This is a genomic window from Mycetohabitans endofungorum, from assembly GCF_037477895.1.
Classification (GTDB): Bacteria; Pseudomonadota; Gammaproteobacteria; order Burkholderiales; family Burkholderiaceae; genus Mycetohabitans.
This window is the reverse complement of the sequence record NZ_CP132744.1, coordinates 22937-34018: the sequence shown is the minus strand read 5'-3', so window position 1 is coordinate 34018 and position 11082 is coordinate 22937. Positions and strand designations below refer to the sequence as shown.

General features: G+C 52.3%; 5 protein-coding genes. All 5 read left to right on the top strand.

Features of this window, described 5'->3' with window-relative positions:
- Positions 1–4 precede the first annotated feature (4 nt).
- Complete coding sequence (locus RA167_RS00110; protein ID WP_237574185.1) at positions 5–442, top strand: GPW/gp25 family protein; 438 nt, start codon at positions 5–7, stop codon at positions 440–442.
- A gap of 145 nt (positions 443–587) precedes the next feature.
- Positions 588–5450 (top strand): hypothetical protein, encoded by a 4863-nt coding sequence (locus RA167_RS00105; protein WP_076785793.1) that lies wholly within the window; start codon positions 588–590, stop codon positions 5448–5450.
- A gap of 75 nt (positions 5451–5525) precedes the next feature.
- Complete coding sequence (locus RA167_RS00100) at positions 5526–8402, top strand: hypothetical protein (RefSeq protein ID WP_076785792.1); 2877 nt, start codon at positions 5526–5528, stop codon at positions 8400–8402.
- Between the two features lie 52 nt (positions 8403–8454).
- Positions 8455–10143, top strand: a complete 1689-nt coding sequence (locus tag RA167_RS00095; RefSeq protein ID WP_076785791.1) for a hypothetical protein — start codon at positions 8455–8457, stop codon at positions 10141–10143.
- Entirely contained in the window at positions 10140–11006 is an 867-nt protein-coding gene (locus RA167_RS00090; RefSeq protein ID WP_076785790.1) for a hypothetical protein, read from the top strand. Before RA167_RS00095 ends, RA167_RS00090 begins: the two co-directional genes overlap by 4 nt.
- Positions 11007–11082 lie beyond the last annotated feature (76 nt).

Genomic DNA, 11082 nt, shown 5'->3' with positions numbered 1-11082 from the left:
GATGGTGAACGGACCTCAGGATCAGCTTGGATGCGGCTGGAAGTTTCCAGTGCAGTTCGAATGTGTCTCCAACAAGCCAAAAGCAGCGCAAGTGACGATGTCACGCGATGCGGACAATATCAGAGAGAGTCTGCAGGTACTGTTTAGTACGCAGCCGTACGAACGGGTGATGCGCGCAGGCTATGGGTGTGATTTGCAGACCTTTGTGTTTGAGAATATCAGCGATGGGCTGCGCACCGCAATTCGCCAGATGATCAGTGACGCGGTTCAAACCTACGAGCCCCGGGGCACGCTAGTCTCAATTGATTTCAGACCGGACAGCAATTCGCCGTGGACGCTCAATATCGATATTGCTTACCGGATTCCCCTGAACAATACGGTGCAACATGTCGGTGGCAAGCTGAATATCAGCAGTCCGCAGGGAGGATGGCTTGCACAATGAATAGCCGGATAAGGCGCCCTTGAGCCAGTGTGATGCAGTAGAGCATGCGTACCACGCGGCGAGCCAATGAGAGCAGTGCTTAGAGAAGGAAGTCCAAGCCGGGTAAATAGAACGTTCTCTTACGATCAGCTTAAAAAAATCTATTATGACAGTGAAGAAGACATTATCGCCTCAAGAGTCGTTCATACTGGATCAACGCGATTTGGCATGGCACTTAAAGGCTTGGCGAGACTATGTAGCTTTGCTGCCATTTGATGACCCGTTTGCCACACCGGGCAGCTTTAATAAAGACGATAAGTCGTGGAAGAAGTTTTTTTTACCGTCCGATGAAGCCGTTGATTCAGTCGACCCCGTCGCGGCCCTACTTAAGGCGGTAGCTCAGCCCAATGGCTTGCTGCCTCCCCAACAAGCCTTTCTGATCGCATTTTTAGCCTCACTCAACGTGCCGCGAGACCTGTTTAACACAATACCGGCTCGGCATCGCGCGCTTTATTACCGGGACGAGCTTGGTGTGCGGGAAAGCCCTGCCGTGCCGGATCAGGTGCTGCTGTCATTCACGCCAAGCCAGCCAACCTTGATGTTGCCGGCCGGTGAACGGTTCAGTGCGGGCCAGGATAGTGCAGGGACACCATTGGAATATCGGCTTGATGAGGATGTGTGGGCGAACCAGGCGATGCTCACGGACGTGTGCTGGTATCAGTCGGAAAACCATAACGATAACCCTCAAATCCAGCATCCTGCCACGAAGCGGGTGGTGCTTGATACGCTTGGTCAGTCTGCCACGGTGTGGCCAAACGAAGGGGTGCGGTTATTTAGTTACGGTCCTCAAAGGGACCAGACCGTGGTGTCCGGGCGCGTGGTGGCTTCGCCGGTGCTGGCTGTTGCGCAAGGGGAGCGCGAGATCGAGGTGACGTTTGATTGTGCCGGCAGCCTGATGAAAGAAGACCAGAATCTTAGTGCATGGATAAGCGGGGAGAAAGGTTGGGCTCCCCTAAAGAGGCTTCCTATCATCGGTATGCCGCCTGATGGCTGGAAGGCGGTGTTTGTATTACAGGCCGATCAAGGCGCCATAGCGGTGCCCGCGGGGTTGGATGGTTTTAACGATTCCGTGCCGTTGCTCAAGATAACGTGTCCATTGACTGATATTCCACGTGTTAAGCAGATTAACGTCACGGTGCGCAACCCCACTCAGGTGATGATGGCGACCGATGACAGTGTGGCAGAAATAGGTAAAAAGAGCACGCCATTCGGTGAATTTCCCACATTGGGCAGTAGCTTGTATTTGATGTCGCCGGACTGGTGCAACAAGCCGGATTGTACGCTGACCATCACACTGAATCCGGCGTGGACGGGATTGCCCACGCAGAATTTCCACGATTGGTACCAATGGGACAGCGTGGGCGGCCAGGGTGGAGAGTCTGGTTACGCCATTTATGGCGGTGGCGTACCCGCGAATAATCAGGCGTTCACGGTCAAAATGACGGTGGCAAATGGCCAATCAGACGGTGAAACGGTCCCGTTATACGACAATCAATCGCCGGAAGACGCTCCGCCGCCGATAGGCGCCTTGCTAGCTTTTAACGAGATTGAGACACTCACTGCCTCTATCATTGAAAGTACCGATCCACACGACTGGACACAATATCTTCGTTTCGAATTGACGGGTCAGGATTTTGGGCATGCTGCTTATCAGAATTCACTTGTCGCGCCGCAATATAAGAAGACGCCTACGATTATTGAACTCCATCCTCCCTATACACCGCGGTGGACATCGTTATCGGTGTTGTACGAGTTATCGACAACGAACCCGCCCATCCGGCACCCACTCCCGTCTGAACCAGGTTGTGCTATTGCTTCGCCGGTGCTGGCTGTTGCGGGCGGCCAGCGTGTGATCGAAGTGACATTTGATGCCTCTATCGGGGCAAGAGAGGACCTGTGTGCATGGGTGAGTGGGGAGAACCAAAGTTGGATTTCCCTGCAGAAGACCGAGAAGATCGATGATGATAAAAAGGCTTCATTTGTATTACAGGCCAGTCAGGGCGCAGTAGTGGCGCCCGCTGGGTTGGATGGCTTTGATGATCTTGTGCCGTTGCTCAAGATGACACATCCATCGGCTGAGGTTCCAGGTGTTACCCAGATCAACGTAACCGTGCACAATTCTCCCCACGTGATCATGGCGACCGATAGTGGTGTGGCGGAAATAGATAACGAAAATAAGCCATTTGGTGATTCCCCAGCATTGGACAACAGCAGCTTTTATTTGATGTCGCCGGACTGGTGCAACAAGCCGGATTGTAAACTGACCATCACGCTGGACCCAAATTGGGTGGGATTGCCCACGCAGAGTTTCCAGCGTTGGTATGAATGGGACAGCGTTGATGGCCAGGATGAGAAGTTTGGCTATGCCATTTATGGCGGTTGCGTACCTGTAAATAATCAGGTTTTCATGGTCGAAATGGCCGTGGCAAAGCGTCAACTGGCGATGGCGGGCAATCCATCAGATGACGGGAAGCTCTCGCTATTCAAAGACAAATCGCCGGGAAACGATTCGTCACCGATTGGCGCTTCGTTAGCCTTTAACGCGATTGATGCACTGACCGCCAAGATCATCGCAAATCCCGATCCGCGCCAGTGGGACCAGTACCTTCGTTTCAAACTGACGGGCCAAGACTTTGAGCATGCCGTTTATCAAAGTTCTCTGAACGCACCGCTCTACAAGAATACGCCTACGATTATCCGGCTTCATCCCCCGTATACGCCGCAGTGGTCATCGTTGTCCGTGTCGTACAAACTATCGACGGCTGCACTCGACACCCAATACCGGCTTACGCCATTTGGTCATTGTGCGGACGATGCGCCAATGGCCCGCGAGTTGAGCCAGCCAGCGCGTCAATTAATGCTGGGTTTCGCGGGGATACAGCCGGGACAAGATTTGACGCTGTACTGGAAAGTGCGAGCAGCCAACCCCGATGTGCTGTTGTCTTGGGACTATCTTTCCCAGGACAAGGATAAGAAGAGCTGCTGGCAAGCGCTGGACATGCAGGTGCATGATAAAACAGGAAAATTGTCAATGTCCGGCTTATGGCGGACAACTTTGCCGCACGATGCGAGTCACCAAGACCCGGCCATGCCCGCAGGGCGCTATTGGGTACGCGCACAGTTCAAACCGCCTGCCCAGCAGAATCAGGATGGGGAGCAGGATGACTTTGCGGTCAGTGACGATGCGGTGCGGCCTTCCGATTTTCCGTGGCTGTTGGGCCTGAATGTCAATTGCATGACGGCTACGCTTGTCAATGTTGAGCATATTGCCGCAGATCATCTGACCACGCCCCTGCCTGCTGATACGGTCACGCGCAGTGTCGAGCCCATCGAGGGTCTGCAAACTATCACACAACCCTGGCCTTCCGAGGGTGGCCAACCCGTGGAAGATACAGAAAGATTTTATCAACGAATTGCCCAGTGCCTGCATCACCGCGGCCGTGCATTGACATGGGGCGATATTCGGCAATTGCTCACGGAGCGTTATACGGAAATTCATGACGTACGAGAGGCCGCCCCCCGAGTGCAAGACAAAGATGATCCGAACGCTCATCCTTTAATTCAGCGCCTGGTTGTCATTCCAAAGCCTGATCAATCCGATAGCGGTGACCGGTTGCGTCCTGCATTCAATGCGTCACGGCTGAAACAGATGAAACAATTCATTCTCGACAAAGCGACGCTATGGCTTAACCTTGAAATCGGCAACCCAGCTTATCGTGATGTCCCGCTCGCTTATACGATCGACTTTACTGCGAGCACGAATCCTGACCAGGGCTATCGGCTGGTGGCCCAGGCGCTCAGCGCTCAGTATATGCCGTGGGCCAATGGCTCCAGCCCGGGTGAAGTTTATACGGGTGCAACGCTCGACTACTATGCGATGCTTGCTTTTATTGAACGCTTGCCGATCGTGATGCGCGTGAAAAGCCTATTGCTCGATGGACAAGCGCGAACCGTTTCAGCAAACGGTCTAGAGGCGTTGGTGCTCACGTTTGGCGAGCGCACGTCAACACTTTTTGGACAACCTCAGCAGGTGAAGCTTCCGGCAGACTATACCCTTGTTGGCAATCGCGTACGCATTAGCCATGACGGCCAGTATCTGGCGGTCGATGCGACTAAGGCGCCTAACACGCCGGCCATTGCCATTTATGGACCAGGCAGCCAATGGCGCCAGATTGACCTAGATGCTGGGCAGGCGGTCATATTTGAGTTGACTGGGCCGCATGCCTGCCCTGGTATTGCCTATCTTCGCGGTACCGCCGTGCAGTTTGATCTGCTCAATAACCAGCCGTTTGGCATCGGCCCAAGCTTCAAGGTGGGAACAAACGAAGGTGCTGTGACGGATCTCAGCGTTGAGGACAACGGGCAGTTCATCGCTGTGGCTCAGAAAGAAGGGTACCTTCGTTTCTGGACACTCACTAACAATACGTATCAGGAAGGGCAGAGGAGCCCGATAACGCTGCCGGATTGGAAAGATCGCCAAATTGACCTCAATGGCGGCGGAACGCTTCCCTTAGTCGCAAGCTGCAAGGACGGTACGGGCGTTTATGTGTACCCGGACGTGATCCATCATCCTGATAAGCCTGTCCAATTGGGAAGTACATCAAGTGCCGTGTCTACTCTCAGCCGGAACGCGCAGGTGATCACATGCGCGTATCAAACGGATATTACTATTGATCAGCTACAAAACGGCATCTGGCAACGTGCCGGTAAGGGAATCTCATTGGCTCAGCCGGTGACTAGTGTGAGTCTGAGCGATACCGGCTATGTTCTGGCTGCCGGCGCTGCTGATGGCAAGCAGGTTGAAATTTGGATTGGTGTGAATGGTCCCGATCCCACCTTGTTGCAAACGCTTGAGGCGGAAACAGAGTTCGGCACAAGTGTAAGCTTAAGCGGCAATGGCTTAATACTGGCGATGGGCGGCGAACAAGACTCAATCCTATTGTTTCACCGGTCAGCAGAGTCAATATGAGTCCACTGTTGATTCGACGGTACACACCGTCTACGCGCCAGGAAACAGACACTTTTATCGACTGGGGCTTATCGCATGGATGACGCTGAGCAGGAGTACGACGCGATTCACTTTGATAGCTTGTGGGCCACGGCGCTGGATACGTTGCGTACGCTCGCCGGCCAACAATGGACCGAGTTTGGTGAGCATGATCCGGGTGTAACGTTTTTGCAGGCGCTCACCTATAACGTGGCCGATCTAGCTTATCGGCACACACATCCGCTAAAAGATTTGCTGACGCTCAGTCCCGAGGATGTGCAGTGGCGTAAAGGAAAAAATCGGACTCGGATTTTTCCATTGACGTTTGGTCCAGATTGGGCACTAACCTGTTCACCGGTCACAGACAACGACTATCGGCGCGCGGTTTTGGATCTTCGCTCGGATGAGCCAACGCAGGTTGCGACCCTATCGCAGGGCTTTTACTTTATGGATGCGCAGCTGGTACGGGAGCCCTTCGATCTCGAACAGATATATAGCTATCGGTACGATAAAGGCAATCGCCGTTTCCGATTCGATTTCGATCGGCTTTCCGGTCACCCGCAGCTTGAGCCCAACCAATTCTGTTTGTTAGGCGGATACCACTTGTATGTGGCGAAGCAGCGTGGCATCGATGAAGAAAAAGCGAAGAAGGCCTTGCAAAGGTGTCTGCGAAACAATCGCAATCTGTGTGAGCAGGTGCGTAGGGTTATCTGGCTCAAGCCCCAAAATGTGGACGTGCAAATCGATATCGAACTCGACGATGAGTGGCAGGATCCGGTCAAGACAATGGCCGCTCTTTATCAGCAGGTGGATGCTTGCATCAGTTCACCGACGAGGCGAGCGGGGGCGCAGCAGCTCGTCGAGCAAGGCATCCCGGCGGAGGCAGTCTACGATGGTCCGCGATTACAGAACGGCTGGATTACCTCAATACCCGACCCCGTTGACTACATGCAGTCCCGTGCCGTCGATATTAGTGGACTTGCTCAATCACTACTGGCGCTTGCCGGGGTCGATAGGCTGATGAAGCTGCAAATTGGCGATATACCATCCTGGACAACGGTGATCGACCTGGCATGCTATCCGGTCGCCTGGGGGGACGATCCGATTGCTTCGTTAACCGGTGATTTACCTAAAGTCCGCTTATTTAAGCGAGGCAAACTACAAACTATTAACCCAAACGCTCTCCAACAAGCGATCCAAGATGCGCAACCCGCCATCGTCACGGACACACCTACGGGTGTGCCGATTGGCCGTTGGCGTGGCGATACCTACGCACCAGCGAGCAATCGCATCCCGCCGTGCTACGGCTTACAGGATGATCTTAAATCTCAAGAGGATAAGGAAAAAGAACGCCTGCAACGCCAATACCAATTCTTTTTGCCGTTCGAGCAGTGGATTGCGAACGGCATAGCGCAAACGGCCAATGTTGCCAAATTATTGGCATTCGACCGGTACACCTTGAAGCAAGCTGCGCCAGGGAACGTATGGGGATTTCAGTGGCCCTATTTGCCGGATTCTCACTTGAATGAATTGTTCGATCACTGGAAAAAGGACCTAACCGATTGTATGGTTGAACGCTCGGAGGATTGGGCCAAAGAACTGGCGATTATCGGCTATCTACTGGGGTATTTTGGGGAAGGTCTAGGCGTGTTGCGTGATGAGGCGCGGCTTCATGAATTTATTCAGGTTCAGCAAGGCTACCTCGAACATTTTTGTACGCTGACCTACAACCGTGCCAATGTACAAATCGGTCAGATCTCCGATCTTCAGAAGCGAATTGCCGCTCGACTGGGCATTGGCGCAGAACTCTTTGCCCTGCCTCGTGGCGGCAAGCTGAATAATCTACCGTTTTACCTGATCGAATATTGGCTATTGTTACCGCCGCAACCCAGAAAATCCATTCAGTTGGGAGCTGCGTTTAAGGCAGTCATTGAATTTTTAGACGAACAGGAAACGGAGAAAAAAGCACTAGCTCTGAGCTTTGTAAAGGGAGCAGACGCTCCCAAAATCGGACAAATTTTCAAAATGACTGTGACAGGTGGTTCTCCACCGCCTGATGTTAGTGCTTATCCTTGGGCGGTTGTTTCGAATGTAAAGGAAGAAGGAAGGTCTATTACGCTATCGTTCGATCTGCAACACAATAACCAGCTGTATGTCGATGCTGAATACATTGTGGATGGTGTATCCAATAAAGCGTGGCAGCTGTCTTGCGAGACATTGAGTGAATGGATGTGGGGCGTCGACTACCCACTCGTCTATGCTGCTGATCAATCTGGCTTACTCGGTAATCAGCGAAAGCGTTGCCAAATTGCCTCCAGCGCGACAGCGATTCAGATCGGAGATACGATCGATATTCCATCTAATCCAAACATTCCGGGTGATCCGATCAACGTGGTGGTTGAACAGGTGAACATATCGCAGGGCACATTTGTAGCGAAATGTGGCAATGGCGCCCAGTGGCCAGGAACCAACGGAGACGGCAAAACACTTCGGCGCTGCTACATCGAGCGTTCGTTACCCTTGATAGACCAGTTTTCATTTAGCATCGGCGTCGTGTTGAATCGCGATAACGATTGGTTCTCTCCGTCTTCTAAACCCAGCGATATTATTGAGTGGGTCGAGCAGGTTGTACGAGATGAAATTCCATGTCATATCCAATCGACTGTCCACTGGTTGAACCGTAGCGCATTCCGTTCCTTTGGACATGCGTACAATGGTTGGCAAAATAGCGGTTGTCCGTTCGGCAATGAGGCATATCAACTGCTCGAGCTCCTGTCACTGAGCCGCTTGCCGGATCAACCGGCTGGCATTGGCACGGTCTCTCTGTATAAAACAGATGGAGATGTAAAGCTCAATCCTGATGGGACTTATCAAGACGAAGAAGCCGTCAAGAAAAACGAAGTGATGTATATATTAACAGATAAACAGTACTAGCCACCATGCGATATTTGAGCGCGACGTTGCTGATATTACCGGCGAGGAGCTTATGACGCTGCAAAAAGCCATGCGCCGAATATTGGATGCTCGTTTGGAAGTTAAGATTGCCGATTTGAAAAAGCGTTTCGGGACCGGCAGAAAACCGAGTGAAGGCGATTATGTCCTCTTGTTTAACGTGCTCGAGGCATTATGTGATGCGCTGGACATGGCGCAGGATCTAACGAAAGTTGTGCCGGGTGATGGACTGCGGTTGAAACAAGACCGTCTCGCGCTAAATCTAGAGGCAAAGGGAGGGTTAAAAATCAATGCATTGGCGCCGTATCTGTTTGCCGATTTCGACGGCAGCACATGTTTAGCGGCCGATGACAACGGTATCTATGTTAAATGCCGCCCCGTGCTTCATGATGGTAAAGGCCCTTTGTCTGTGCAGGCGGGATTTGGCGTGAGAGTCGAAAAGGTCGGTGGTATTGAAAAAGTGGTGCCGCAAGGCGTGAATCAACCCGTGGGCGGTATTCAGGCTACGGAGGACGGCTTAAGGGTGGCGGCAGCCGGTAGCGGGCTTACTATCAAAGAGGGGCTGGCGTTGACGTGCGGCAAAGGCATGAGCGCTGAGCAGGGGCTGCAGATCGTGCTGGCTAACGATACAGCGTTAGCGCTCGATGCCGATGGTCTGCATGTGTGTACAGGCAAAGGCAATGCGCTGCAGATTGACGAGAAGGGTCAATTGACGCTTAATCCAAAAGTCTCGGTTAGCACGTTTGAAAAAATGTCATTCGCCGAGCGTCAAGAGATATGGAAGCTTTTAGAAGCAACTACTCAACCCCCCGCGATCGGTAAACTGCGTATTTTGAGTCAATCTGAAGATGTGCACTTGGGTGGCATCCTCAACGATCAGGAAAAAATTGAACTGGCCAAAATTTATTTTGTGCCAGCTGCTTCAGAGCAACCGGCTCAGGCGGTCACGGGCGATTTAGCATCAGTCATTGTGCAACTCAAGGAGGCTTTTCAGACAGAAAAGTTACCGTGTCCCGAGCATTACGTGTCATGGTTCAATGTGCTCGAAGCGTTGTTTGACGCGCTGGGTATGACGCAGGATCTAACGAAAGTCGTACCGGGTGATGGACTGCGATTGGAGCAAGACCGTCTTGCGCTGAATCTAGATAAGAAAAGCGGGTTGAGTGTCGATCAACAATCGTGCCTCACGGTCCATATTGACGATAGCACATGTTTAGTGGCTGATGACAAAGGGATCGATGTGAAGTGCCACCCCGTGCTCCATGATGGCCAAGGCTGCCTGGCTGTGCAAACGGGGCGCGGCGTGATGGTCGAAAAGGTGGACGGTGTCAAAAAAGTGGTGCCAAGCACTTGGCAAGGCAATAACCAACCCGTGGGCGGTCTTCAGGCCACGGTGCAGGGTTTAAAGGTGGCGGTGGCCAGCAGCGGGCTGACGACCCGCGAGGGGCTGGCAGTGGTCTGTGGTGGCGGTGTGAGTGTCCAAGACGGGCTGCACGTTGCGCTGGCTCAGGACACCGCGTTGGCGCTCGATGCAAACGGGCTCCATGTGCATACCGTCGAAGACAACGCGTTGCGATTGAACGGCAGCGGCCAATTGGCGCTCGATCCGAGCGCTTTGGTTTCAGTTGAAACGTTCGAAAAGATGCCGCTTGCCCAGCGTCAAGAGATATGGCGGATTTTAGTGAAAGCAGGTCAAGAAAAAGAGGAGGATGAGTTGACATGAGTTTAGACGATGAAAACGGCAGGCCGCAGAATACGCTCGTTCGGAATAACCCGCTGAGAGACCGGATTGCAGAGCTAAAAGGATATTTTCAAGCGGGGCAGGTCCCGACTGAAGCTGACTTTTCTGAACTATTGGACCTGTTGCAAGAAGCCTGTCAAGCAGTTGGGGCAGTGGATCTTAATCCGGGAGCTGGTTTGCAGCTGTCTCCGCCGTCGACAGAATTGGACGGTCCGTTGAAGCTGAGCGTTAAGTGTGACGGCCAGACAACTGAGCTAGGCGCGGAGCAAGAAGGGTCAAAGGCACTGAAACTGAAAACGAACCCGGACGGCGCGTTGCAGGTTTCTGATGATGGAAAGCTTCAGCTTGTTTTCAGTTCGGAGTTGGAGGGAAAGGGTTTGCTTCAGATCCAAACGGGGCCGGGACTGGAAATTATAAGGAGCGTGGGGAAAGAAACCCTTGCGATGAAGTTGCAAGAGGATAAAGGTTTGAGGTTTGACAGCACAAAAGGCGACAGCGTGCAAATCCATTGTGGGCCTGCTATCAAGATCGATAAGGGTCCACTTGAGGTTGTGCTGGGTGAGGGATTACAGTGGAATGATCAAGATAAAACTCTCGAAATCAATCTGGCAAAAGATGGTGGTTTGATTTTTAAAGAAAATACTGTCGATTTGTTGCTTAATTCTCAAAAAGGTAACGTGATAGAAAAAGTCGAAGAGAATGGCCAAAATGCTTTGCGCGTAAAGGAAGACACGTTGCTTTGTGATGTTGCCACTTTTAGAAAGCTCGATGAAAAACCAGAGGGCCGCCAGACCTTGAAGGATATTTATCAGCTTCTATGCAAAGCTGCACGGGAGGATTTGTGATGCAACAGAATGAACGAGAGCGCTGCATGTAGTGAAAAAACGGTAGAGTATTACTTTTAATCTTTAATGGAAAATG